Below are 25380 nucleotides of genomic sequence, written 5' to 3'. Positions count from 1 at the left end.
TATAGACAGGCAAATATGTAGACATTTGTAGGCAAATAAATTTGCCATGGAACATTTTAATTACCTTTTTATAACATGAGCAGGGGATATTTCCGTCAGTTATATAGAGATGAAAATTAACGGCATGTTCACGAAAATTGTTTAATAATGTTAACTTGGTAACCATCTGTTTTTTATCAAGTTAATAATTAAAACTTTAAAAACCATAAGTGCCATTAAAACTCATTTTTCAATTTGAAGGTTATCACACAATTATTGTTTTTGACCTCCTAATATGACTGGTAAAATAATACAAGGAGGCAGGGGCATGAGTACGACAGATGATTCATATATCGCTGTAAAGGATAAGCGCTCTGTGAAGCGTTCGCTTAAAGAAAAATGGTGGTATGTACTGGATACCTACAAAATCGGTATTATTCCTCTGCCGCTATTCCTCCTTATCGGTCTATTAATCGCGCTTGACTGTCTGGACGGCAAGCTGCCCAGCGATATTGTCGTCATGGTGGCGACGCTGGCCTTTTTTGGTTTTGCCTGCGGCGAATTCGGCAAGCGTTTGCCGATTATTGGAAAAATGGGGGCCGCGGCCATTTGCGCCACCTTTATTCCTTCCGCGCTGGTATATTATGGACTGCTGCCAAAGGTCGTGGTTGACTCCACCACCCTGTTCTATAAGTCCACCAACATCCTTTATCTCTACATTTGCTGCATTATCGTCGGCAGCATCATGAGCATGAATCGGGACACCTTAATTCAGGGCTTCATCAGGATTTTCTTTCCGATGCTGTGTGGCGAAATTGTCGGGATGTTGGTCGGCGTCGGCGTCGGGGTCGCGCTGGGTCTTGACCCGTTCCAGGTGTTCTTCTTCCTGGTGCTGCCCATCATGGCGGGTGGCGTGGGCGAGGGGGCGATACCGCTTTCCATCGGGTACGCGACCCTGCTGCATATGGATCAGGGCGTGGCGCTGGGAAGAATATTGCCCATCGTCATGCTGGGTGGCCTGACCGCTATCCTGCTGGCAGGGATGCTCAATCAGCTCGGCAAGCGTTATCCGCACCTGACCGGCGAAGGGGAACTCCTGCCGGGCAAATCGAACGATGACAAAAAGACGACAGCGTTGTCGGCCGAACTGAGTGGCAAAATCGATGTGACCGCGCTGGCCGCAGGCGCCTTACTGGCCATCATGCTCTATATGGTGGGCATGCTGGGCCATAAATACATTGGTCTGCCCGCGCCGGTTGGCATGCTGTTTGCCGCGGTGTTGGTGAAGTTGGCGCATGGCGTTTCGCCGCGGATTCGAGAAGGATCGCAGGTGGTTTATAAATTCTTCCAGACGTCTGTGACCTATCCCATTCTGTTTGCCGTCGGCGTCGCGATTACGCCGTGGGAAGAGTTGGTGCATGCTTTCACCATCACGAACCTGATCGTTATCGTCACCACGGTGGTCACGTTGGTCGCGACCGGATTCTTTGTCGGTAAAAAGATCGGGATGTATCCCATCGATGTCGCGATTGTCTCGTGTTGCCAGAGTGGGCAGGGTGGGACCGGCGATGTGGCCATCCTGACCTCCGGCAATCGCATGGTGCTGATGCCTTTCGCCCAGATTGCGACCCGCATCGGCGGCGCCATTAATGTTTCCGTGGCGTTGCTGGTGCTCGGGAACTTCCTGATTTAATTCATTACGACAGTAAAGCAGTGAACCAGCATAAGTTATTTTTAATACGGGAATCATTATGAAACTTGCAAGCTACCGCCATAACGGAAAAGACAGCTACGGCATTTATACACCGGCTGGCTTTATTGACCTGCGCAGCAGACTGGGTCAGCGTTATCCGGATTTAAAAGCATTGCTGGCGGGAGACGGCTTGGCGGCGGCGAAAGCCCTGGTCGATGAAGCGCCGGATGTGGCGGAGTCGGATGTCACCTTCTTACCGGTTATCGTTAATCCTGGGAAAATTTTGTGCGTCGGCATGAATTATGCAGCGAAACGGAAAGAGTTTGATCAGGTCGACCCGGCGCCGACCCTGTTTGTCCGCTTTGCCGATTCTCAGACCGGACATATGACCGATGTGCTGAAACCCCAGTTCTCGGACGAGTTCGACTATGAAGGCGAGCTGGCGGTGGTCATCGGTCGCCGCGGTCAAAACATCGCGCGGGAAGACGCCTTATCGTTTGTCGCGGGATACAGCTGCTATATGGACGGTTCCGTACGAGACTGGCAGCACAGCTGGTTCACCGCCGGCAAAAACTGGCCGAAGACCGGCGCGTTCGGCCCTTATCTGACGACGAGCGATGAGATCCCCGACCCGCAGGTGCTCAATATTCATACCTATCTCAACGGCAGCCAGGTGCAGGAAGATAACACCCGCAACATGGTGCACAAGGTGCCGGAGCTGATTGAGTACATCAGTACCTTCACCTCGCTGGCGCCAGGCGATGTCATCATCACCGGGTCTCCGGGCGGCGTGGGCAAAAAACGCCACCCGCCGCTGTTTATGCGCCCCGGCGATCGCATCGAAGTCGACATCGAACATCTCGGCAGGCTGAGCAATAACATCGCCGAGGCGAAAAGCCGCATCGATGATGTTCAGCCCTCGTCAGCTACGATCACCCATTGAATTCGGTCCCCGTTTGCGCGGGGATATTTTTAGCCGTTATGTTGAATAGCCGTCAGAAGCAGGATTACCGTTATGTATGACGATGAGTCTTTCTTTATCACCACACTCGATGTCAAAGACCCTGCCGAGGAGCTGGAGGAGATCCACCAGTTTCTGACTCGTTGTCAGTTGGGAATGGACAATGACGTGAATACCTTTGTGATAGGGAGGCACGGCGGTCACTTGGTGGCCTGCGCGGGACTGGCGTCGAACACCATCAAATGCGTGGCGGTGGACCCTGAGTTCAGAGACCTGAACCTGGGGGTGCGGATGGTCAACGAAGTCGTCCAACTGGCTGCCGATCGCGGCATATTCCACCTGTTTCTCTACACTAAACCCGACAATATCGCCATTTTTCGCGGCTGCGGCTTTTACCCCATCGCTAGCTACGACGAGACGGCGGTGCTGATGGAAAATACGCCGATAGGCATTAAACAATACTGTCAGAAGCTGTCTGCGTTGCGGCAGCCTGGTGAGCGTATCGGCTCAATTGTGATGAACGCTAATCCCTTCACGCTCGGTCACCGCTATCTGGCTGAACAGGCCGCCAGCGCCAGCGACTGGCTGCATATCTTCGTCGTTCGCGAAGACGTCTCTTTCTTTCCCTATAGCGAGCGGCTGGAGATGGTGCAGAAAGGGGTTGAGCATATCCCTAATCTGACGGTGCACCCCGGCTCGGACTACATGATTTCTAAAGCCACCTTTCCCGGCTATTTCCTGAAGGAAGAGAAGCTGATCACCCAGGCCCATGCGGCCATTGACCTGATTATTTTCCGCAAATATATCGCTCCCGCGCTCGGTATCAACCAGCGTTTCGTCGGGACAGAACCCTTCTGTCCGGTGACGCATCAATACAATCAGGATATGCATTACTGGCTGGAGCAGGACGGCAGGGTGAAGGCGCCTGCGCTCAAGGTGATTGAAATCGAGCGCACCTGCGAACATTCAGGCCGGGCTATCTCCGCCTCGGAAGTTAGAAAACTCTTGAAGCTGCGCCAGTTCGATCCCATTCGGGACATGGTGCCGCCGACCACGTTGCAGCATTTACAGCGTTACTGCGAGCCTCAGTACGCGTAATTCACTTTTCATGTATCAGGCAGGAAATAAAGATGAAGATTGTCAAGGAAGCCTTGGCGGGCACCTTTGAGTCCAGCGATTTGCTGGTCAAAGTCGCCCCTGCTGAAGGTCAGTTAACCGTCGTGATCAATAGTGACGTCATCAAGCAGTTCGGTGATCAAATTAAGAAAGTCGTCGATGAAACCCTGACGGCGTTGGGCGTCAAAGACGGCACCATCATCGTAGAAGACAAAGGCGCGCTGGATTGCGTGATCCGCGCCCGGGTGCAGAGCGCCGTCCTGCGCGGAGCGGATGCCCAGCAGATTGAATGGGAGAAACTCTAATGTCGACCTTACGCCGCAGTATGCTATTTCTTCCCGGTTCCAGCGCCGCCATGCTCTCCAACGCATTCATCTATAAACCCGACTCGATCATGTTCGACCTCGAAGATGCCGTATCTCTGCGAGAAAAAGACACGGCCCGTCTGCTGGTATTCCACGCGCTGCAACACCCGATGTATCAAGATATTGAAACCGTGGTGCGCATTAACCAACTGAGCACGCCGTTCGGGCTATTGGATCTGGAAGCCGCAGTTCGCGGTGGCGCGGATGTGATCCGTTTGCCGAAAACCGACTCCACCGACGATGTCGACGAGTTGGAACAGCACCTGGTGCGTATTGAAAAAGCCTGTGGTCGAGAAGTGGGATCGACGCGCATCATGGCGGCCATCGAATCCGCCGTCGGCGTGATCAATGCGGTATCTATCGCGCGGTCCTCCAAGCGCATGATCGGCATCGCGCTTGCAGCCTTTGACTATGTGATGGATATGCAGACGGAACGCGGCGACGGCACCGAACTCTTCTATGCCCGCTGTGCCGTGCTGCACGCCGCTCGAGCGGCCGGGATCGACGCGTTCGACGTGGTGTACTCCAACGTGAACGATGAAGAGGGCTTCCTGCGAGAAGTCGAGCTGATCCGCAAACTGGGCTTCAACGGGAAATCGCTGATTAACCCGCGTCAGATTGAATTGCTGCACAACGCCTACGCGCCGACACAGGATGAGGTGGATTACGCCCAACTGGTGATTAAGACGGCGGAAGAGGGCGAGCGCGCTGGACTGGGCGTCATCTCGCTCAACGGCAAGATGATTGACGCGCCGATTATCGACCATGCCCGCCGGGTAGTGGAACGCGCCCAGGCATCGGGTGTGCGTAAATAAACGTCGGCCTTTTTTCAGCAATGACAGGATTTGATCATGAGCAACATTATTGAAGCGCTTCGTCAGCAGTTTCCAGAAAAAAACGCGTTACAGCCGTTCGTCGACGCCAATCACAACACGCCGTGGCTGAACGACCTGACTCAGAAGCACGAGCGTAAGCTGTGCGCCGATTTGCAAGAAGCCGTCGTCAAAAGCGGTTTGAAAGACGGTATGACTATCTCCTTCCATCACCATTTCCGTGAAGGGGATAAGGTGATCAACAAGGTGATGGAGACGCTGGCGGAGATGGGATTCAAAGACCTGACGCTCGCCTCCAGCTCGTTGATGAGTTGCAACGCGCCATTGGTCAAACACATTCGCAACGGGGTCATCAGTAAAATTTACACCTCGGGTATGCGCGGCAAGCTGGCTGACGCCGTGTCGCACGGGTTGATGAAAGAGCCGGTGCAGATCCACTCTCACGGCGGCCGGGTGCATCTGCTGCAAAGCGGCGAGCTGAAGATAGACGTCGCTTTTCTGGGCGTGCCATGCAGCGATGAATTCGGCAACGCCAACGGGACGGACGGAAAATCCCGCTGTGGTTCGCTGGGCTACGCGATGGTGGATGCGGCATTTGCCCGCAACGTCGTGCTGCTGACAGAGAGTCTGGTGCCGTTCCCCAATATGCCCGCCAGTATCGTGCAGGATCAGGTGGACTACATTGTGCAGGTCGAAGAGGTGGGCGACCCGGCCAAAATCAGCGTGGGGGCCGCGCGCGTGACCAGCAATCCTCGTGAATTGCTGATCGCCCGTTCCGCCGCCGATGTGATTGAACACTCTGGCTATTTCAAACCCGGTTTCTCAATCCAGACCGGCTCCGGCGCGGCCTCCACCGCCTGTACCCGCTTCCTCGAAGACCGGATGCAGAAGCAGAACATCGTGGCGCGCTTCGCGCTCGGCGGTATCACCGGCAGCATCGTCGACCTGCATGAAAAGGGATTGATCGAGAAACTGCTGGATACGCAGTGCTTCGACGCCAACGCGGCCGACTCGCTGGCGACCAATCCCAACCATGTGGAAATCTCGACCAACGTCTACGCGAACCCGAGCGCCAAGGCGGCGTGCTGCGATCAACTGGACGTGGTGATCCTCAGCGCGCTGGAAATCGATCTGGACTTCAACGTTAACGTCATCACCGGCTCCGACGGCGTAATGCGTGGGGCTTCCGGCGGACACTGCGACGTGGCGACGGCGGCTAACTTGACGGTGATCGTGGCGCCGTTAATTCGCAGCCGTATTCCGACTGTGGTTCGTCATGTCACCACGTGTGTGACGCCGGGCGAAAGCATCGACGTCCTGGTGACCGACCACGGGATTGCGGTCAATCCGGCGCGTCCTGAAGTGGCAGAGCGACTGACTGCCGCCGGGCTGACCGTCATGTCGATCGAAGCGCTGTATGAGCGTGCGGTGGCGCTGGTAGGCGAGCCGAAACCGATCGCGTTTCACGACCGCATCGTCGGGGTAATCCGCTATCGCGACGGCAGCGTCATTGACGTCGTGCGGCAGGTGAAAGAGGACGATGAATAACGTGACGGCGCCGTCGCCCGCAACGGTTACGCTGGAACGTCTGCTGGCGGCGAAAGAGCGAAGAGCCGCCCGGCAGCAGGCGCTGCTGGCGAGGCATCATGCCCCATTAGTGTCGCTGACGTTGGTGACGCCGGGGCCAATTAAAGACTCGCCGCTGTATCGCCGCGCGATGGAAGAGGCCGTGGCGGCGTTTGATGCCTTGAGCCGTCAACAGGGCTGGCAGGTGGCGGAACATCAGCTGCACTGGTTGGAGACGGGCGCGGAGGGATTCTGGGTGGTGGGTGGCGATGCACTGGCGATTAAGCGCGCCACCGTTATTCTCGAAGATACGCATCCGCTCGGACGGCTGTGGGACTTCGACGTTTTCTGCCCGCAGTCCGGCGCGCTCAATCGCGCGGGTCTCGATCGCGCCGGTCGCCGCTGTCTGTTATGCGACGAGCCAGCCCATGCCTGCGCGCGTTCGCGGCGGCACCCGTTGTCCGACGTCCTCACCCGGATTGAGGAGAGGCTAAATGCCTATTTCTCCTCACGCTGACGAATGTCTGGCGCAGACTGCCGTGTCCTTTGGCGCTCGCGCGGCGCTGCCTGTGCCGGATATCGATCGATGGGTGGTACAAGCGCTGACGGTGGAGGTCTTGCTGACGCCGAAACCGGGGCTGGTGGACCGGGCGAACAACGGCGCGCACCATGACATGGACGTTCAGTTGTTTCAAAAAAGCATTGATGCGATCACGCCCTGGCTGCGGCGCTTTATCGACGAGGGCTATGCCCATGCGGACCTGTCGCCTAAGCTGTTGCTGGCACAGGTTCGTCCTGTCGGCATCGCCTGCGAGCAAGCCATGCTCGCGGCGACGTACGGTGTCAACACGCACAAAGGCGGCATCTTCGCCTGCGGACTGCTGTGCAGCGCCGCGGGCTGGCTGGCGGCGAACGGTGTGGCGCTGACGCAGCGAAGTTTATGCCAAACCGTGGCGAACATGTGTCGCGATCTGGTGCGTGAAGAGCTGTCTCTTTCCCATCGGGCGGCGACGGCCGGAGAGCTGTTGTTCCAGCGCTACGGCCTGACCGGCGCTCGGGGGGAAGCCGCCAGCGGCTTTGAAACGGTGACCCGACTGGCTCTGCCCGCCTATCGACAGGCGCTGCGCAAGCACGATCAGGAAACGGCGTTGTTGCATACGTTGGTGGTGCTGATGGCGCACAATCCGGACACCAATGTCGTAGCTCGCGGCGGGTTGGAAGGGCTGGCGTTCGTCCAGCGCTGTGCAACCCATCTGCTGGCGCAGGGGGTCACCATTCCTGGCTTACAAGCGATGGATCGCGCCTTGACCGAACGTCATCTCAGCCCTGGCGGCACGGCTGATTTACTGGCGCTGACCTGGTTGCTGCATCACTATCCCGCTGAATAAATTTTTTAATCACCCCTTATAATGTCAATCCAACGTAAAGTTGGGGACGCAACTGACGATATCCTACGTATAACTCTAAGCTGTGACTTATCGGGACTGATTCGTCGCGGTAACGATTAAACTTTGGGATGGACAATATGGACGAAACCAAAAAAGAACAATTTCTAAAGAGAAACAAACTGGCGATTTGCGCGACGCTCCGCGAGCTGCATAAAAACAAGACGGCGCTGATGGTGAATCACGCACGGGGTCATTTCATCAGTAATATTCTAGATGTTCGGCCGGACGACAATATTTTCATCTTCGACCTCGGCGGCACGTCGCAGGGGAATGACGTACTGGACACGGAGATGTATTTCGTTGCCGAGCCGGCGGGCGCGAAGGTGGAATTTAATGCGAACGGGGTATCCAGAATCGATTACGAGGGGTTCCCGGCATTCCGCGCCACGATTCCCGCCGACCTCTATCGCATCCAGCGCCGCAACTATTTTCGCATTACTTCTCCGGCTTGGCCGCCGATGTTCTGTCGAGGCAGTCTGCCGGATGAGCGTCGTTTCCAATTCACGATCAAAGATCTTTCGCTGGGCGGCGTCTGCCTGCTGAGCGAACAGGAAGACGTTGCTGAACAGTTCGGGCATGGCGATATTTTGGAAAACGTTACGCTGGAGCTGGGCACCTATGGCGAGTTCAGCATCGACGTACAATTCATCAGCCATGCAGTTAGCCGCATTGTCGGCGCCAAAGGCGAAGTGAAAAAGGTGCAACGGCTCAGCTTCAAGTTCCCGTGCCTGACGCCTGGGCAGGAGCGAAGTCTGCAACAGGTGATTACCGCGCTGGAGCTGGAACAGCACGAGAAAAGGAAACGGGTCCTGTAATTTGCCGCTGTCAGCGAGCCGTTATTGAGACACTACCGGTGACTTAATTTAAATAACTCCTGCGGTCGCGCAAAGTCTTGTCTCTTGCCCCCCTCTCCGGCAGAATACGCGCCCTGAAATAACCGACGTTAATAGCGTCGGTTATTTTTTTGAGACTTTTTTTTCTTAATGAAGGGGCCGGACGTCGTGCCGGAACGATATCAGACCAGGCTGCCACGAAGGCAGAAAGAGGAATATGTGAAATGGGGCAATCTGTTGTAGCAGTACCGGTGCCCGCCGGTTTGCGCTGTGTGAGCAGCGACTATGGCGCCGCAGCGGCGTCGACTTTCTACGATCGTGCGTCAGCATCCATTGACGGCGGCAACCTGTCTTCATCCAAGTCAAACTACACCGTTTCTCATCGCCTCCCCATGTCCAATAGATTCACGACATCCCTGACCCGTATATCTATTGCCGGCAACGGAGGGATGCGTCATGTCGCATAATGCAGCGGTTTCCAGCCAACGAGTACAACTAAGAAAAACACTGACGCTCTGGCAAGTTGTGATGATGGGGCTCGCCTATTTGCAGCCCATGACAATTTTTGACACCTTCGGCATTGTTTCCGGCCTCACCGATGGCCACGTGGCGACCGCATACGCCTTTGCCTTGACCGGCATTCTGTTCACGGCGGTGAGCTACGGAAAATTGGTGCGTCGATTCCCGTCCGCGGGCTCGGCCTATACCTATGCGCAGAAAGCGATTAGCCCGCACATTGGTTTCATGGTGGGCTGGTCCTCATTGCTGGACTACCTGTTCATGCCAATGATCAACATCCTTCTCGCCAAAATTTATTTGGAAGCGATCTTCCCCGGCGTACCGTCCTGGATCTTTGTGGCGGCGCTGGTCGGACTGATGACGCTCTTCAACCTGCGCGGCATCAACATCGTCGCGAACCTCAACTCGGTGATCGTGGTTGTCCAGGTGGCGATAATGGCGGTCTTCCTGACGCTGGTGATCCACGGGATTTCCGGCGGCGAAGGCGCGGGAACGCTGGTGAGCAGCAAACCGTTCTGGTCTGAGCACGCACAGGTGGTACCGATGATTACCGGGGCTACGATACTCTGCTTCTCCTTCCTCGGTTTCGACGGCATCAGCTCCCTGTCGGAAGAGACGCCAGACGCGGGCCGCGTGATCCCGAAAGCTATTTTCCTGACGGCGCTGATCGGCGGCATTATCTTCATCGTGGTGTCCTACTTCTTGCAGTTGTTCTTCCCGGACATCTCTCGCTTCCAAGACCCGGATGCGTCTCAGCCGGAAATCATGCTCTACGTTGCGGGTAAACTGTTCCAGTCTGTCGTGCTGGTCTTCTCCTGCGTCACCGTATTAGCGTCCGGGATGGCGGCACACGCGGGCGTTTCCCGTCTGATGTATGTCATGGGACGCGACGGTGTCTTCCCAGAGCGCTTCTTCGGCTACATCCACCCGGCATGGCGGACGCCTGCGCTGAACGTCTTGCTGGTGGGCGTAATTGCGCTGTCGGCGGTATGTTTTGATCTGGTGACGGCCACGGCGTTGATCAACTTCGGCGCGCTGGTGGCGTTTACCTTCGTCAACCTGTCCGTCATTTCCCAGTTTTACATTCGGGAAGGTCGCAACAAGACGCTAAAAGATCACATCAATTATCTGCTGCTGCCGGTCTTGGGCGCGCTGGCTGTCGGCGCGTTGTGGCTGAATCTGGAAGCAACGTCGATGACGTTGGGACTGGTCTGGGCCGCGATTGGCCTGCTGTATCTCGCGGTGGTGACCCGCCGCTTCAGACAGCCGGTGCCGCAGTGCAGTGAAGACATTGTCTAACTCCGCCACATTAGCCTGATGCTAAAACGGCCGCCGAGGGAGTGATCCCCAGCGGCCGTTTTTTATCGCTAAACGCTCGGAAGTGTGGCCGTCCGGCACAAATATCGCCCGTAAAAACAAGACCGCCCGCCAGAGGGTATTCTGACGGGCATCGCGTTGACCTGCGGGTCGTGTCGCGTCTTTCGTCGTCTTTGACGGCGGTCAACCTTGAGTCTTATCCCGTCGGTCAGGCGCTGGTATCAGCCCACCACCTGCTGGGCATAGGCGAACAGGGACTTGAGCAGGAGTGACTTTTTCTCATCATCCTGATGCAACTGATACAGCTCGTGCAGATTATTCAGATAGGTCTCCAGACGTTCCGGAGTAAAGACCTCTTTGCGGTGCTGCAGCCAGCGCTGTTGTTCGCGGTCATCCAGCGTGGCGGGATAATTGCGGGCGCGAAAGCGGAAAAGCAGTTCTGCAATGCGGCCGTCGGCGAATTTCAGATCGAGCGCGGGCAGGTTTTGCGGCGACGTTTCCTGAATAATGGTCATGGCCGCACGGTCTGCGTCACTGAAAAAGCCGTCGTACAGTTGAAGATCTACGTCGTTAGCAGCGGCGAAGGCGGGCGCTTCGGCATACAGCGCCACCGCTTTTTCCCGTACCAACGGGTGTTGACGCAGACGTTGCAGGTTATCGAGACAGTGCTGTCGGTCTATCCCCAATCGTGCCGCATCTTCCGGCCTCAGCGTGCTGGCGGGCGCGAGCACGGGACATTTGTTAATTTGCACCAGTTTGAGTGGGACGGGAGACTGCCCTTCTTCCAACTGGTCGCGTTTGGTGTACAACCGCGTGCGCAGTTCATCAGGCTCCAGCTCCAGTAGCGGCGTGATATCGCCCGCCAAGTCGCACATGATCACCGCATTACGATTTTCCGGATGCCAGGCAAGTGGCACAATCCAGCTGGTATTGCCCCGCGCCGCGCCAAACATGCCTGAAACGTGCATCAGCGGTTTCATCTTCGGGATATCAATCAGCGCGTTAACCTTATTCTTGTTACGCAGTTGGAACAGATAGTCGAACAGTTTGGGCTGCGCGGTTTTCAGCCGTTTGGCCATGGCGATCGTCGCGTAAACGTCGGACATCGCGTCATGGGCCTGCGTGTGTTCGACGCCATTCGCCTTGGTCAGGTGTTCAAGTCGGAAGCTTGGCAGACCGTCGTCATTTTCCGGCCAGACGATCCCCTCCGGCCGCAGCGCGTAGCAGGCGCGCAGCGCATCCAGCAGATCCCAGCGTGAGTTGCCGTTTTTCCAGCTGTAGGCGTAGGGATCGTAGAAGTTGCGGTAAAAAATGTTGCGGCTGACTTCATCATCGAAACGGATGTTGTTGTAGCCCAAGATACAGGTGCCCGGCACGCTGAAGGCTTCGTGGATCTGACGCGCGAACTCCGCCTCGCATACGCCTTTGCTCTTGGCAACCTGCGGCGTGATGCCGGTGATGAGCACCGCTTCCGGCTCCGGCAGATAGTCGTCCGTCGGCTGACAGTAGATGACCAGCGGTTCACCAATGATATTGAAGTCCATATCGGTACGGACGCCAGCAAACTGCGCGGGTCTATCCCGGGCCGGATGCTTGCCGAAGGTCTCATAGTCGTGAATAAAGAAGGTCGGAGTGCTGAATTTATTAGACACGCGGTTTCTCTGTCGGTTGCAAGGACCCGCCGGGTACGCATGTATCGGGCGCGTCGGGTGCGGATGGGGAGGTTTCGCTTGGGACGCCGGTTAGCGAAACGTGACATGGCGGCAATGGTAAACCATATCGTCGTCCGGCAGAAGTCGGCGGAGGGGATCGGTACCGGTAAGGGGGAATGTCCCGGCCTGGCGGCCGGGACGAACAGTGGCAGAGCTCAGTCATCCTCGATGATGAGATAAGCGGCATTGACCGGGCCGTGTACCCCGATCACTTTGCTCAGCTCAATGTCGGCCGTAGAGCTGGGACCGCCGATCAGATTGATGCAGGACGGCATGCGCTCTCCGGACTGCGCCTTCTGATGCAAACGCTCCGCCAACTGAGCGACGCGGGGCAGCAGCGTACTTTTTCGCACCACGAAAATCGAGGAAGTGGGCAGCAGGCTCAGCGAACGGGGGCGTTCCGGCGCGGAAAACAGAACGACGCCGCCGGACTCTGTCAGTCCGTACTCGGCGAACACGACGCCAACGTCTGCCCGCTCTGCGGCGTGAATATTTACCTCCCCCTGCGATGCATCCCACACCTGCGCCGAAAAAGCCGCCTGCAACGCGGAGGTGATCCCCAACGTCTGTAAGCGAGCATCTCCGCTCACCATCACGGCGGTCCGGTTTTCGTGCTGATCGCCGTTGTTTTTGTGATCCTGAATATAGTGCTGGCAGAGTTCGCGCACGGCCGCCGGGGCGTCTTGCTCGCGGGTCAGTCGGCAGGTGACCTTGAGGGTCTCTTGCGCCAGTTTGACGAAGGCGTCGCAGCGCTGCTGAAGGGAGAGATCCGCCAGCCGCGTCTTCTCATAGCGGCAAACCGGGGGCGGAGCGGCCGCGGGCTGATGGCGCACCGGACGCCTAAACTGCTGGGCTATCTGAGCCAGGAACGTGTCGCGATTGGCATTTCCCATCACTGCTTCTCCTCTTTATTCGCCTGATGCTGCTTGAACCAACTGCGAAAGCTTTCGCCGTCGCTTTGGGGCAGATCGCGTGCTTCCGTCCACTTGCCGATGGCGCCGATATTCAAGGGGGCTTTGCCGTTTTTAATAAACCAGTTAACAGCGTGGGCGCCGCTGACCATGCCGACCTTCCACAGGGTTGGGTGGCTATTGGCATAGGTAAACAGGCGCGTCGCGACCTGTTCGACTCTAGGCGGCAGGCCCGCGTCGACCATCCTGCGGCGATGTTTAAGGATCAGCTGCGCCAGCGGAATTTTGACCGGGCAGACGCTATTACAGGCGTAACACAGCGAGCAGGCGTAGGGCAGATCTTTAAAGTCGGCGTAGCCGCCCAATAGCGGAGACAGTACGGCGCCGACCGGGCCGGGATAGATTGAACCATAGCCGTGACCGCCGATATGACGATACGCAGGGCAGGTATTCATACAGGCGCCGCAGCGGATGCAGTGCAAAATGTCGCGGAATTCCGATCCGAGCACGGCCGAGCGTCCATTATCAACCACCACCAGATGAAAATCCTCGGGGCCATCGACGTTGTCTGCCTCCCTTGGCCCCGTCAGCCAGGTGTTATAGCCGGTCAGCTGAGCGCCGACCGCGCTGCGAGCCAGCAGCGTAATCAGGACATCAACTTCCTCGAACGTCGGCGCGAGACGCTCCATGCCCATCACGGCGATGTGCGTTTTCGGCAGCGTGGTGCACAGCCGCGCGTTGCCCTCGTTACTGACCAGACATACCGATCCGGTTTCGGCGACGGCGAAATTACAGCCGGTGATGCCGATATCCGCGCTAAAAAACTGCGGGCGCATCTGTTCGCGAATAAACAGCGTCATCGCCTCCGGGGTGTCGGAGCCGGTGTAGCCCAACGTATCATGCAGAATTTTGCGGATCTGGTGGCGATCGCGATGAATGGCGGGGACGACCACATGGGACGGGGCGTCGTGGGCGAGTTGCAAAATGTATTCGCCCAGATCGGTTTCGATGACGGTCAACCCCGCGCCTTGAAGCGCGGCATTGAGACCGATCTCCTCGGTGACCATCGACTTGGATTTGACGATTTTCCTCGCCTGTTTCTGTTTCGCGACGGTCAGGATATAGTCCGTCGCCTGCGCTTTGGTGGAGGCGAAATAGACGTGTCCGCCATTCTTCGTCACATTTTCGGAGAGCTGATACAGGTAGGCGTCCAGGTTTTCGAGCACGTGCCGCCGGATCTGTTCGCCACGGCTGCGCCATGCTTCCCAGTGTCCGAGGTCATCGACCATGATTTGTCGGTTGGCGCCGATGCGCTCTTGAGCCATCGCCACCGCTTTACGCATGACGGCATCGTCAATCTGTTCGCGGATCCGTTCATGAAACGGGACGTCGCTGGTTTTGAGATACATGTGGGCTCCTTAATGGCTCATCAGCACGTCGGCGATGTGCATGACTTTCACGGATTTGCCTTCGCGATGGAGGCGGCCGCCAATGTTGATTAGGCAGCTAACGTCGGCGCCGATAAGGTAGTCGGGGTTGGCTTCCATCATGTGACTGACCTTTTCTTTCACCATTTCACCGGATATTTCCGCCATTTTGACGGAGAACGTGCCGCCAAAACCGCAGCAGGTTTCGGATAAGGGAAACGGGACGATGTCCAACCCGTTGACGTGCTCTAGTAACGTCATTGGCTCGCGCTGAACGCCCAGTTTGCGAAATAGACTGCAGGAGGGATGGTAAACCGCCTTGCCGGGCAAGGTTGCGCCCACATCCACGACGTTGAGAGTATTCACGATGAAAGAAGTCAGATCGCAGATTCTGTCGGAGACATGAGTCGCGCGCTTGGCCCACTCAGGTTCATTCTTCAAATATTCGGGGTAGCTTTTGATGGCGTAGGTACAGGAACCGGCCGGGGAAATGATCGGGTCGTCATTGTCTTCCAGCGCGGCGATCAGATTTTTCATCCCCGGGATGGCATCGGCGGTATACCCCGCGTTTAACGCCGGTTGGCCGCAGCAGCCCTGTTTTTGAGGAAAGTGAACGGTACATCCCAGTTTTTCGAGCAGTAATACCGAGTTTTGCGCCATTTTTGATTTCAGCGCGTCACCAATACAGGTAACGAAAAAGTTCACATTCACTTGCTTGCCTCTCTGTGAGTCCTTTGCATGAATCATCATGCGCCCGTTAACGGGAAAATCGTGTGATAGGCGTTGTTATTTATTTCCGGATAACGGCACTGGACATGTCGAATTAATCCATTTTCGATGATTTATAGCGCCTGATAATATTTTCCGAATAAATTATTGATTACCTGAAAGATGATGAAGGGTAATGCGACGAGGTTCCTGAATAAGGTTTAGAAGACGCGGAAGTATAATGACACCCGTTTTTTGTTTCGGTTTGTTACCGTAGCTTATCGTCGGCCTAATAAGGGATTGCCATGGCAAATCTCCTCTTCAATATAATGACGCATCGAAAATGTGGGTGTCGATAGGACTGACTGGTCTTGAGATAATCGCCATATTCGCGAAAGCGTATGGCGTCGGCCCCCCCTATGCGAGCAGAAAGGGCGGCACGCAAGATCACCGCTGTACGCGCGCTGAGTCGCACAAAGCTCTGTTGCTAAAATTGTATGAAGAGTGGTCGGTCAGCCGCCACGCAACGCCGTCCTGCGGCGGCCGGAAGGGAAAGCGGGTGAAAGAAAGTGAAAACAATGATAAAACAAGCTCATCTGTAATCGCCGTCGGCACCCGGCAGTGGCTGCATTCAGTCAATACCGACTTGTCGATGAGAACTGCTAACCTGTATGTTTAGCACGGGCGGTTTCCGCATCTTGAATCTTAATATGAGTTAAGTAAGGGTAGAAAATGGATAAGGGTAACAACAAACCGTGTTTCCAGGACGTATTGGCGTTTGTGCGTACATTCCGTCGTAAAAACAAGCTGCAACGTGAAATCGCCGATAACGAAAAGAAAATCCGTGATAACCAGAAACGTGTGCTGCTGCTGGACAACCTGAGCGAATACATCAAGCCGGGTATGTCGATCGATGATATTCAGAACATCATTGCCAACATGCGCAGCGACTATGAAGACCGTGTTGATGAGTACATCATCAAAAACGCGGATCTGTCGAAGGAACGCCGTGAGCTGTCACGCAAAATCAAAGAAATGGGCGAAATCAAATCAGCTGCTGAGACTAAATAACCTGTTTCATGACGTATTCAAGGGATCGCTGCGGCGATCCTTTTTTTTGCCTGCTCGCGCAATGGCGCGCCCTTCGGCTTGATCGCTTCGCGTGAGAGATCGGGGCTGGCGGCGAATAGAGGCGGCGTTATCTCCGCCCATCCCAATGCGGACGATGAGACAAACACGGTCTAAACGCCGCTGTCGGCGCCGTATACGGAACAACACACCCACGCCAACGCGCCTATGGGCGGAAGGGCGCGATAGCGGCCTTAGCGTGATGATAGGCGTTTGGCCCTGTGGCTTGAGCGGTGGTGATAGGCTGACCTCGCTGAAATAAGCTTTTGCCTTCTGTCTCTCCGCGCATCACCCTGACTGCCTGACTGCCTGACTGCCTGACTGCCTGACTGCCTGACTGCCTGACTGCCCACGTTTCTCACTCAACCGCCGTTACATGACATGACATTTATCTTTGCGCGGCGGCCCGCGCTTCAATCACCGGCTGCTGTGCTTTCAGCACGGTGAAAAATAGACTGGATGAAGGGATAAAAACGCCGTCCGACTGGCGGGCGAAACGGTCAGGGAGTGCCGCTTTACTATGTCGCTGAATGTCATGGCGCTTGCGCTGATAAGCGGAATTTTACCGCTATTGTGGCTACCGCAAATCCCGCCGCTCACCGCATTGGTAGGGGGGCTAGCGGCGCTGATCCTGGCCTGCCGTTACCTTTCCAACCGCTTGCGCGCCTTGGGCTTGGCGATATTCGCGCTGGTCTGGGGATGCTACAACGCCGGGCAGGCCGTCGACCAGACGGCGGAGCTGACCTCAAGGCAGGTAACGGCAGAGGTGGATATCATTAGCGTGCGCTTTGGTGCGTTGCCGGAAGCCGCCCCGGTGGTGCGTCTGATTCGGGTCGACGGTCGCCGGCGGTTTCCTCCGGTCGCGGTCCGGCTGACCCCGTCTACGGCACTGAACGCGTGGTGCGGCGGGCAACGCTGGCAACTCAGGCTACAACTTCGGCCCGTGCACAGTCGGCTGAACGAAGGCGGATTCGACAGCCAGCGTTGGTCGTTGGCCCGTCGACAAACGCTGACGGGCACCGTACAACGCGCGGCGGTGCTGGATACGCGCTGCGGGGTTCGGCAGGGCATCGTGACGGCGGTGGAGCGTCAGACTGAACACCTGCCGTGGCGCTCCATCCTGTTAGCGTTAACGCTGGGTGAAATGGCCACCGTGGATGAAGATACCCAGGCCCTTCTGCGCCGGACGGGAACGATGCACCTGATGGCGATCTCCGGATTACATATCGCGCTGGCGGCGCTGTTCGGCTGGGGGATCGCCCGGGGCGTCCAATACCTGTTCCCGGTACATCGTATCGGCTATCGCTTTCCATTGTTCGTCGGACTATTCGCGGCCCTAAGCTATGTCTGGTTGGCTGGGGGAAATCCGCCGGCAGTCAGGGCGGGTCTGGCGTTATGCGTATGGACGCTATTACGGTTGAAATGCGTAAGTTGTACGCCGTGGCAGGTGTGGCTTGGGTGTGTGGCCCTGATTCTGACCGGCGATCCGCTAAGCGTATTATCCGACAGTTTTTGGTTATCGAGCCTCGCGGTGGCGGCGCTGATTTTTTGGTATCAGTGGGCGCCGTTGCCTCGTTCTTTCCTGAGGCCTAAACGCTGGGTTTGGCTCCGCTGGCTGCATTTACAGGTGGGCATGACGTTATTACTGCTGCCGTTGCAGGTCGCGTTGTTCCACGGCGTCAGCCTGACGTCTTTACCCGCAAATCTGTGGGCCGTGCCGCTGGTCTCTTTTGTCACGACGCCGCTGGTGCTAGTCGCGCTGCTGCTGTCTTTCGCCCCAGCCTTTAGCGCCATTTTTTGGTGGTTGGCCGATCGTTCGCTGACGGGCGTGTTCGCGCCGCTCGCGGCGTTGCCATCCGGCTGGTGGTCGTTAGGGGAGCAGGCGTTGCCGTGGAGTCTCTCGGGGTGGCTGGCGGTGGCGATCTGGCGTTTTGCCTGGTGGCGATCTGCGCCGCTGAGCGTACTTAGCCTGCTGCTGATCCTGCTCCTCCGACCGAAAGCGCCAGCGCCGTTGTGGCGAGTGGATATGCTGGATGTCGGTCACGGGATGGCCGTCGTGATTGAACGTAATGGCAAAGCCGTGTTGTACGATACGGGCGCGAGCTGGACGGGCGGCAATATGGCGAGCCGTGAAATCGTGCCCTATTTCAGGTGGCGGGGGCTGAAACTGGAGCGGATTATCGTCAGCCATAGTCATCAGGATCACCTCGGCGGACTGGGTGAACTAAAGCGACGGTTTCCCGCCGTTCAGGTATTTAGCCCGATGGCGAGGGCAGGACACCAGCCGTGCCTGAAAGGACAGCGATGGGAGTGGCAGGGACTGCATTTCAGCGTGCTGTGGCCGCCGCGGATCACTGTCGATGCGGGAAACAATGACTCCTGTGTCGTCGCGGTCGACGACGGTCGGTTTCGGGTTCTGCTCACCGGCGATGTGGAGGCGAAAACGGAGGCAATATTGCTGCGCACCCAGCGGCTGGCGCTGGCAGCCGATATTTTGCAGGTGCCGCATCACGGCAGCGCGACGTCCTCGTCCCCGCCTTTCATTCGCGCCGTGGGGGCACAATGGTCGGCGTCATCCAACTCTCGTTATAACCCGTGGCGACTGCCGTCGGTGAAAGTTCGGCGGCGCTATCGCCAGATGGATCACCCGTGGCACGACACGGCCACGTCCGGTCAATTAAGCGTGCGCTTTTTCTCCGAAGGCTGGCAGGTTTTTGGCTTTAGGGAGGCGATCTCCCCGCGTTGGTATCATCGCCGTTTTGGCGTAGGTCCCGAGACATCATGATGGCGTCCGGCTATCGACGACGCCCCCCATTGTCACTTTCTCCACCAAGGGCGTGGAGTTATGAACGTACGCAGTATTTCCTGATCGTAATACCCATCCGATGTGACCATAATTCGTGACTTTATTTTTACCGAGTTTAAGGCTTTTCCAAAATGGCATCTGTTTAACCTCACTCCGGCTGGAAGAAATAAAAAACGCGATCAGGTTAATATATTTTCTCGCCAATATTATTAGCGTAAAAATAACGTCGGCATTAGATGTATTCTTGGGGGGTACATATTTATGGCGCGTGGTGACGTAAATGAAATCACCCGACCTATCTTATGTTACTAACATATTGCAGCGTGTTGTCGTTTGAGGTGGGAAATAACCCAAACGATTTTTTAGGGCGGCATGAAAAAGGGCCGTGGCGCACGTCTATGCGGCGCGAAAGCCTTCAGGCCTCGGAGCGGATTTTTCGACGAAGGGGGAAGACACGCCGCATCACAGGATGAGTACATTCGCGGTTGCATTTCCGCATATCGCTCTGATTCCCCTTTAGTCTTTCTCACGGGGCCGTGAATGGGTAATATAGGCGGCTATTTCTATAGGCTCAGGTTTATTGCATGATTAATGATCAAGATCTTTCCACGTGGCAGACATTCCGTCGCCTATGGCCGATGATCACGCCGTTCAAGACAGGGTTGTTTGTCGCAGGCGTCGCGCTGGTGATGAATGCCGCCAGCGACACGCTGATGTTGTCGCTGCTCAAGCCTTTGTTGGACGATGGATTCGGCAAGGCTGACCGCAACGTGCTGGTGTGGATGCCGTTAGCCATTATCGGGCTGATGGTGATGCGCGGGATCTCCAGCTACATCTCCAGCTATTGCGTGGCGTGGGTCTCCGGCAAGGTCGTGATGAACATGCGTCGCCGGTTATTTAGCCACATCATGGGCATGCCGGTTTCGTTCTTCGACCAACAGTCCACAGGGACGCTGCTGTCGAGAATCACCTACGACACCGAACAGGTCGCGGCTTCCTCATCGGACGCGCTGGTCACCGTCATTCGTGAGGGCGCCTCCATCATCGGTCTGTTTATACTGATGTTTTGGTACAGCTGGCAGCTTTCGTTGATCCTGATTGTGATTGCGCCCATCGTTTCCTACAGCATTCGTCTGGTGTCTAAACGCTTCCGTAACATCAGTAAAAACATGCAAAACACGATGGGGCAGGTGACGACCAGCGCGGAACAGATGCTCAAAGGGCATAAGGAAGTCCTGATTTTCGGCGGACAGAAAGTGGAAGCGGAGCGCTTTGATTCGGTGAGCAACCGCATGCGTCAGCAGAACATGAAGATGGTGTCCGCCTCCTCCATTTCCGATCCGGTCGTGCAATTTATTGCCTCGCTGGCGCTGGCCTTTGTGCTGTACGCCGCCAGCTTCCCTTCCGTGATGGAAACGCTGACCGCCGGGACCATTACGGTCGTCTTCTCCGCGATGTTCACACTGATGCGTCCGCTGAAATCGCTGACCAACGTAAACGCGCAGTTCCAGCGCGGTATGGCCGCCTGCCAGACCTTGTTCACTATTCTGGATATGGAACAAGAAACGGACAAAGGCAAACGCGTAATTGAGCGCGCCAAAGGCGACCTCGAGTTCCGCCATGTCGATTTCGCTTATCCGGGCAAAGAGACGTTGGCCTTGAACGATATCAGCCTGCATGTGCCGCCGGGTAAAACCGTCGCGCTGGTAGGACGTTCCGGCTCCGGTAAATCGACTATCGCCAACCTCATCACGCGTTTTTACGATATCCAGTCAGGCGAAATCATTCTGGACGGTCACGATCTGCGCGAATACACGCTGTCTTCACTGCGTAATCAGGTCGCGTTGGTGTCTCAGAATGTGCACCTGTTCAACGACACCATCGCGAACAATATCGCGTATGCCTACGATAAGTCGTTTAGCCGCGAAGATATCGAACGCGCGGCGACCATGGCGCATGCGATGGACTTCATCAGCAAGATGGATAATGGCTTGGATACCGTGATCGGTGAAAACGGCGTGCTGTTGTCCGGCGGACAGCGTCAGCGTATCGCGATAGCGCGCGCGCTGCTGCGCGACTGCCCGATTCTGATTCTGGACGAGGCCACCTCGGCGCTGGATACCGAATCCGAACGAGCCATTCAGTCGGCGCTGGACGAGTTGCAGAAAGACCGTACCGCGCTGGTTATCGCTCACCGTCTTTCCACAATTGAAAACGCCGACGAGATTCTGGTGGTGGAAGACGGCCGTATTATTGAACGCGGCAATCATCACGATTTGATTATTCGCGATGGCGCGTACGCACAGTTGCACAAGATGCAGTTTGGCTCATGATTGACCGCATCTGGTCAGGTCGCTCGCCGCTCTACTGGCTGTTGATCCCGCTATCGCTACTCTATGGCATGATCAGCGGGTTCATCCGCCTGAGCTATCGCTGGGGCTGGCGTCAGGCGTGGCGCGCGCCCTTGCCGGTGGCGGTAGTGGGCAACCTGACGGCGGGAGGCAACGGGAAAACGCCGGTCGTCATCTGGCTGGTTGAACAGTTACAGCTGCGGGGTTACCGTGTGGGTGTGGTATCACGCGGTTACGGCGGAAAGGCGGATCGCTATCCTCTGGTGATCTCGCCAAACGTTACCACCATGCAGGCGGGCGACGAACCCGTCCTGATTTTTCAACGTACAGGCGTTCCCATTGCCGTCGCACCCAAACGTCGCCAGGCCGTGGCGGCGCTGTTGGCCGCCTCTCCTTTGGATATTGTGATTACCGACGATGGGCTGCAACACTATGCGTTGGCGCGGGACTACGAAGTGGTGGTCATCGATGGCGTTCGCCGTTTCGGCAACGGTTGGTGGCTACCCGCAGGACCGATGCGCGAGCGGGCGTCCCGGCTGGCATCGGTTGATGCGGTTATCGTTAATGGCGGCGATGCTCGGGCAGGCGAGATCGCGATGCAGCTCTCCGCGGACGATGCCGTTAATCTGGCGACCGGCGAACGGCGCCCGGTCGCCGAGCTGCCGCCTTTGGTGGCGATGGCAGGGATCGGGCATCCGCCGCGATTCTTTGCCACACTGAAACAGAAGGGTGCGACCGTGCAACATGAAGTTGCTTTCGCAGACCATCAGTCCTATTCGCCCGCCCAGCTCGCTACGCTACCCGGCGGAGAACATCAGCCGCTGATCATGACCGAAAAAGACGCGGTGAAGTGCCGCGCTTTCGCACAGAAAAACTGGTGGTATCTGCCGGTGACCGCCGAGCTAGCCGCCGCGCCCGCAGAAGCCATATTATCGCGGCTCGAACAGCTGATTGCGCAGTATCGACAGGGCAACCCGAACGCCCGCTAAGGCGCGTTGCCTCTTATTGACAAAGAGCTTCTTGATGGAGGAAGCACGATGGATCATCGTTTACTTGAAATAGTGGCTTGTCCGGTCTGTAACGGACGTTTGGTTTTTGATAAAGAAAAACAGGAACTGATCTGCAAGATTGAAGGTCTGGCCTATCCCATGCGCGACGGCATCCCGGTCCTGCTGGATCACGAGGCCCGACACCTGACGGCCGACGAGACCGCAAAATGACGTTTACCGTAATTATCCCGGCCCGCTTCGCCTCCAGCCGTTTACCGGGCAAGCCGCTGGCGGACATCAACGGTAAACCGATGGTGATCCACGTGATGGAACGTGCGCAGGAGTCGGGCGCAGAGCGTGTGATCGTGGCCACAGACCATCCCGACGTTGAGCAGGTCATTCGTCAGGCGGGCGGAGAAGTCTGTCTGACCAGTCCCGATCACAACTCAGGGACAGAAAGGCTGGCGGAAGTGATTGAACGCTACCGTCTTCCGGATGACGAGATCATTGTGAACATCCAGGGCGACGAACCGATGATCCCTCCGGTCATTGTACGTCAGGTCGCTGAAAATCTGGCGGGAAGCCGGGCAGGGATGGCGACGTTAGCCGTGCCGATTGTCGGCAGCGAAGAGGTGTTCAACCCCAACGCGGTAAAAGTGGTGAGAGATGCGGAAGGGTATGCGCTGTACTTTTCCCGTGCGCCGATCCCATGGGACCGCGAGCGCTTTGCCCAATCGAATGAGAACATCGGCGATCACTTCCTGCGTCACATCGGCATCTATGCCTACCGGGCTGGATTTGTGCGCCGTTACGTGAGCTGGGCGCCGAGCGAGTTGGAAAAAATCGAACTGCTGGAGCAGCTGCGCGTACTGTGGTACGGCGAAAAAATTCACGTTGACGTGGCGAAAGCGATTCCAAGCGTCGGCGTCGATACGCCGGAAGATCTGGAGCGTGTGCGTTCGGCGATGGCGGGCGGCTGATCGTACTCGCCTCATCGTTTGACGAGCGCACCGGCGGATATGATAGCCGCCCGTTTTGCTGACCTCCGGGACAATACGCCTGAATCCCGGTTTCAGGACCGTGCTGAACCGGTCCAGTATCGAACGTTATCTCAGGGAAGCGCCGTCTGACTGGGCAAGGCGGTGAACGATGCGTTCAAGATTGTCTGAGGGTGCCACGACACCGCGCTGCGCGTGTTGGAGAACCTCGAAACAGAGTTAATAAAGACCCCCAAGGAAGGAGTGATACATGGAAATGAGTAACACTATTCGCTTAGCGTTGGCGCTGAGCCTGCTGACGGGCGCGGTTGCGCCGACGACGGCCGCCACCTTTTACTTGTCGCCGACCGGCAACGATAATGGCAGCGGGACGCTTACCGCGCCCTGGAAAACAATCGGACGGGCCCAGCAAACCCTTGCGCCCGGCGACCGGCTGTGGATCCGCGGTGGAAAATACAGTTTTACTGCGGGGGCTAACTCGTGCGCGAGTCGTACCGATGTCGTCAACGCGGTGACGCTGAATAAAAGCGGGACGGCGGGCAAACCGATTCAGTACTTGGCCTACTCGGGCGAAACGCCGGTATTCGACTTCAGCAAAATGAAAGACGACTGCCGCATTAAAGGGTTCAACGTGGCGGCGAACTGGGTCTCACTGAAAGGACTTGAGATTGTCGGCGTCCCGCAGCATAACAGACTCAATCATGAATCCTGGGGCGTGTGGATTAAGGGCAGTAACAACACGTTCGAGCAGTTGAACATCCACCACATCATGGGTACCGGCTTTTTTTGCAGAACGGCGCCAACAATAAGGTGATCAATTGCGATTCCCACCACAACTACGACCCGCTGACGTCAAACGGCGCAGGACAGAGCGGTGACGGCTTCGGCGTACATGTCGCCGCCAACCAACCGGGAAACCTTCTGCGCGGCTGTCGGGCATGGTCGAATTCGGATGACGGTTTCGACTTTATCAACGCCTATTCGCCTGTCACGGTTGAAAACTCCTGGGCGTGGCTGCACGGCTATTTGCCCGGCACGACCACGTCGCTGGCCGCGGGCAACGGCAATGGTTTCAAAATTGGCGGATACGGCGCACGCTACGTTGCTAACGCCCCCAAGCATACCGTGCGTCAGAGCGTGGCGTTCATGAACAAAAGCGCGGGTTTTTATGCTAACCATCACCCGGTCGCTAATAACTTCTTCAATAATACCGGCTACAAAAACAGACCTAATTTCAACTTGCTGGGCATCAACGCCAGCGGTGGAGACGTCGGCCTGGGCATAGCGCGCAATAATATCTCGTATGGCGGCGTCGCGCTCATAAATACGCAAGGCGCGGATATGCGCTACAACTCGTGGAATCAGTCAAAAGTGCTGTCCGATGCCGAGTTTGAGAGCGTCGCTGTAACCGGCTGGGATGCAAAACGGAAATCGGACGGCAGTTTACCTGACCTGAAAAGCCTGCATTTGTCAGCCGGTAGTTGGCTCATCGACAAGGGCGGCAATCTTAATCTGCCCTACAAAGGCGCCGCGCCGGACCTCGGCGCTTTCGAACGCCAGTAATCCCTAGCACGCTTTGCGCGGAACCTTTTGCTATTCTTTAGGTTCTGCGCCCATCATGGGCAGATTCCGGCTTTGTTCGATCTGTATTGAGGAAAACCGCCTCCCCACAACGGCATGATACGATCGACAAGCCTTCCCTTCAGTCAAGGTCTCATGC

The 25380-nt window shown here is 56.6% G+C and carries 21 protein-coding genes and 1 pseudogene; 18 read left to right on the top strand and 4 right to left on the bottom strand.

Going from position 1 to position 25380, the window contains the following annotated elements; genetic code table 11:
• The first annotated feature begins 307 nt into the window (after positions 1–307).
• The 11 genes from AU511_RS03540 (at position 308) to AU511_RS03495 (ending at position 10612) form a co-directional block, all read left to right on the top strand.
• Positions 308–1672 (top strand): 2-hydroxycarboxylate transporter family protein, encoded by a 1365-nt coding sequence (locus AU511_RS03540; protein WP_094108787.1) that lies wholly within the window; start codon positions 308–310, stop codon positions 1670–1672.
• A gap of 58 nt (positions 1673–1730) precedes the next feature.
• Positions 1731–2615, top strand: a complete 885-nt coding sequence (locus tag AU511_RS03535) for a fumarylacetoacetate hydrolase family protein (RefSeq protein ID WP_094108786.1) — start codon at positions 1731–1733, stop codon at positions 2613–2615.
• 72 nt (positions 2616–2687) lie between these two features.
• Positions 2688–3731 carry a [citrate (pro-3S)-lyase] ligase gene (citC, locus tag AU511_RS03530; protein WP_094108785.1) on the top strand — a complete coding sequence of 348 codons (1044 nt, stop codon included), beginning with the start codon at positions 2688–2690 and terminating at the stop codon, positions 3729–3731.
• Positions 3732–3763: 32 nt separating this feature from the next.
• Complete coding sequence (citD, locus tag AU511_RS03525; protein ID WP_094100392.1) at positions 3764–4054, top strand: citrate lyase acyl carrier protein; 291 nt, start codon at positions 3764–3766, stop codon at positions 4052–4054.
• Positions 4054–4929: a citrate (pro-3S)-lyase subunit beta gene (citE, locus tag AU511_RS03520; RefSeq protein WP_026743477.1), complete on the top strand. Its 876-nt coding sequence runs from the start codon at positions 4054–4056 to the stop codon at positions 4927–4929. The genes citD and citE overlap by 1 nt, the downstream gene beginning before the upstream one ends.
• A gap of 36 nt (positions 4930–4965) precedes the next feature.
• Positions 4966–6495, top strand: coding sequence for a citrate lyase subunit alpha (citF, locus tag AU511_RS03515; RefSeq protein ID WP_094100393.1), 1530 nt, complete (start codon positions 4966–4968; stop codon positions 6493–6495).
• Positions 6488–7030 (top strand): citrate lyase holo-[acyl-carrier protein] synthase, encoded by a 543-nt coding sequence (gene citX / locus AU511_RS03510; protein ID WP_094108784.1) that lies wholly within the window; start codon positions 6488–6490, stop codon positions 7028–7030. The genes citF and citX overlap by 8 nt, the downstream gene beginning before the upstream one ends.
• Positions 7008–7901, top strand: a complete 894-nt coding sequence (citG, locus tag AU511_RS03505) for a triphosphoribosyl-dephospho-CoA synthase CitG (protein ID WP_094108783.1) — start codon at positions 7008–7010, stop codon at positions 7899–7901. Before citX ends, citG begins: the two co-directional genes overlap by 23 nt.
• Positions 7902–8038: 137 nt before the next feature.
• The gene (locus AU511_RS03500; RefSeq protein ID WP_240503756.1) at positions 8039–8776 is read left to right on the top strand and encodes a flagellar brake protein; all 738 of its coding nucleotides are present in this window, start codon (positions 8039–8041) and stop codon (positions 8774–8776) included.
• Positions 8777–9018: 242 nt separating this feature from the next.
• Positions 9019–9261, top strand: a complete 243-nt coding sequence (locus AU511_RS17195) for a hypothetical protein (protein ID WP_139823890.1) — start codon at positions 9019–9021, stop codon at positions 9259–9261.
• The gene (locus tag AU511_RS03495; RefSeq protein WP_094100397.1) at positions 9251–10612 is read left to right on the top strand and encodes an APC family permease; all 1362 of its coding nucleotides are present in this window, start codon (positions 9251–9253) and stop codon (positions 10610–10612) included. Before AU511_RS17195 ends, AU511_RS03495 begins: the two co-directional genes overlap by 11 nt.
• A gap of 239 nt (positions 10613–10851) precedes the next feature.
• Here the strand turns inward: AU511_RS03495 and sbcB are convergent, their stop codons facing one another.
• The 4 genes from sbcB to AU511_RS03475 all read right to left on the bottom strand — a co-directional run bounded on the left by sbcB (position 10852) and on the right by AU511_RS03475 (position 15391).
• Positions 10852–12282, bottom strand: coding sequence for an exodeoxyribonuclease I (sbcB, locus tag AU511_RS03490; protein WP_094108781.1), 1431 nt, complete (start codon positions 12280–12282; stop codon positions 10852–10854).
• A gap of 215 nt (positions 12283–12497) precedes the next feature.
• Positions 12498–13235, bottom strand: a complete 738-nt coding sequence (locus AU511_RS03485; protein WP_094108780.1) for a LutC/YkgG family protein — start codon at positions 13233–13235, stop codon at positions 12498–12500.
• Complete coding sequence (locus AU511_RS03480) at positions 13235–14662, bottom strand: LutB/LldF family L-lactate oxidation iron-sulfur protein (protein ID WP_094108779.1); 1428 nt, start codon at positions 14660–14662, stop codon at positions 13235–13237. Before AU511_RS03480 ends, AU511_RS03485 begins: the two co-directional genes overlap by 1 nt.
• A 9-nt stretch (positions 14663–14671) precedes the next feature.
• Positions 14672–15391 (bottom strand): (Fe-S)-binding protein, encoded by a 720-nt coding sequence (locus AU511_RS03475; RefSeq protein WP_094108778.1) that lies wholly within the window; start codon positions 15389–15391, stop codon positions 14672–14674.
• 729 nt (positions 15392–16120) lie between these two features.
• Here AU511_RS03475 and AU511_RS03465 point away from each other — a divergent pair.
• The 7 genes and pseudogenes from AU511_RS03465 (at position 16121) to pelN (ending at position 25223) form a co-directional block, all read left to right on the top strand.
• Entirely contained in the window at positions 16121–16459 is a 339-nt protein-coding gene (locus tag AU511_RS03465) for a DUF496 family protein (protein WP_026740414.1), read from the top strand.
• Between the two features lie 577 nt (positions 16460–17036).
• Positions 17037–19301, top strand: coding sequence for a ComEC family protein (locus AU511_RS03460; RefSeq protein ID WP_094108776.1), 2265 nt, complete (start codon positions 17037–17039; stop codon positions 19299–19301).
• A 605-nt stretch (positions 19302–19906) separates the two neighbouring features.
• Complete coding sequence (gene msbA / locus AU511_RS03455) at positions 19907–21655, top strand: lipid A ABC transporter ATP-binding protein/permease MsbA (protein ID WP_094100403.1); 1749 nt, start codon at positions 19907–19909, stop codon at positions 21653–21655.
• Positions 21652–22662 (top strand): tetraacyldisaccharide 4'-kinase, encoded by a 1011-nt coding sequence (gene lpxK / locus AU511_RS03450; protein WP_094108775.1) that lies wholly within the window; start codon positions 21652–21654, stop codon positions 22660–22662. The genes msbA and lpxK overlap by 4 nt, the downstream gene beginning before the upstream one ends.
• A 48-nt stretch (positions 22663–22710) precedes the next feature.
• Entirely contained in the window at positions 22711–22893 is a 183-nt protein-coding gene (locus tag AU511_RS03445; RefSeq protein ID WP_094100405.1) for a Trm112 family protein, read from the top strand.
• Complete coding sequence (kdsB, locus tag AU511_RS03440) at positions 22890–23642, top strand: 3-deoxy-manno-octulosonate cytidylyltransferase (RefSeq protein WP_094108774.1); 753 nt, start codon at positions 22890–22892, stop codon at positions 23640–23642. The genes AU511_RS03445 and kdsB overlap by 4 nt, the downstream gene beginning before the upstream one ends.
• Positions 23643–23910: 268 nt before the next feature.
• Positions 23911–25223, top strand: a pseudogene (gene pelN / locus AU511_RS03435) (pectate lyase PelN).
• Positions 25224–25380 lie beyond the last annotated feature (157 nt).

The sequence above is a fragment of the Lonsdalea iberica genome, from assembly GCF_002111585.1.
Taxonomy (GTDB): domain Bacteria; phylum Pseudomonadota; class Gammaproteobacteria; order Enterobacterales; family Enterobacteriaceae; genus Lonsdalea; species Lonsdalea iberica.
The sequence above is the reverse complement of the archived record's forward strand: the minus strand, read 5'-3'. Positions and strand labels throughout refer to the sequence as shown.

Coding starts and splice junctions, on each gene's coding strand:
- AU511_RS03540 (WP_094108787.1), top strand. CDS start 308: ATGAGTACGACAGATGATTCATATATCGCTGTAAAGGATAAGCGCTCT.
- AU511_RS03535 (WP_094108786.1), top strand. CDS start 1,731: ATGAAACTTGCAAGCTACCGCCATAACGGAAAAGACAGCTACGGCATT.
- citC (WP_094108785.1), top strand. CDS start 2,688: ATGTATGACGATGAGTCTTTCTTTATCACCACACTCGATGTCAAAGAC.
- citD (WP_094100392.1), top strand. CDS start 3,764: ATGAAGATTGTCAAGGAAGCCTTGGCGGGCACCTTTGAGTCCAGCGAT.
- citE (WP_026743477.1), top strand. CDS start 4,054: ATGTCGACCTTACGCCGCAGTATGCTATTTCTTCCCGGTTCCAGCGCC.
- citF (WP_094100393.1), top strand. CDS start 4,966: ATGAGCAACATTATTGAAGCGCTTCGTCAGCAGTTTCCAGAAAAAAAC.
- citX (WP_094108784.1), top strand. CDS start 6,488: ATGAATAACGTGACGGCGCCGTCGCCCGCAACGGTTACGCTGGAACGT.
- citG (WP_094108783.1), top strand. CDS start 7,008: ATGCCTATTTCTCCTCACGCTGACGAATGTCTGGCGCAGACTGCCGTG.
- AU511_RS03500 (WP_240503756.1), top strand. CDS start 8,039: ATGGACGAAACCAAAAAAGAACAATTTCTAAAGAGAAACAAACTGGCG.
- AU511_RS17195 (WP_139823890.1), top strand. CDS start 9,019: ATGGGGCAATCTGTTGTAGCAGTACCGGTGCCCGCCGGTTTGCGCTGT.
- AU511_RS03495 (WP_094100397.1), top strand. CDS start 9,251: ATGTCGCATAATGCAGCGGTTTCCAGCCAACGAGTACAACTAAGAAAA.
- AU511_RS03485 (WP_094108780.1), bottom strand. CDS start 13,235: ATGGGAAATGCCAATCGCGACACGTTCCTGGCTCAGATAGCCCAGCAG.
- AU511_RS03480 (WP_094108779.1), bottom strand. CDS start 14,662: ATGTATCTCAAAACCAGCGACGTCCCGTTTCATGAACGGATCCGCGAA.
- AU511_RS03465 (WP_026740414.1), top strand. CDS start 16,121: ATGGATAAGGGTAACAACAAACCGTGTTTCCAGGACGTATTGGCGTTT.
- AU511_RS03460 (WP_094108776.1), top strand. CDS start 17,037: ATGTCGCTGAATGTCATGGCGCTTGCGCTGATAAGCGGAATTTTACCG.
- msbA (WP_094100403.1), top strand. CDS start 19,907: ATGATTAATGATCAAGATCTTTCCACGTGGCAGACATTCCGTCGCCTA.
- lpxK (WP_094108775.1), top strand. CDS start 21,652: ATGATTGACCGCATCTGGTCAGGTCGCTCGCCGCTCTACTGGCTGTTG.
- AU511_RS03445 (WP_094100405.1), top strand. CDS start 22,711: ATGGATCATCGTTTACTTGAAATAGTGGCTTGTCCGGTCTGTAACGGA.
- kdsB (WP_094108774.1), top strand. CDS start 22,890: ATGACGTTTACCGTAATTATCCCGGCCCGCTTCGCCTCCAGCCGTTTA.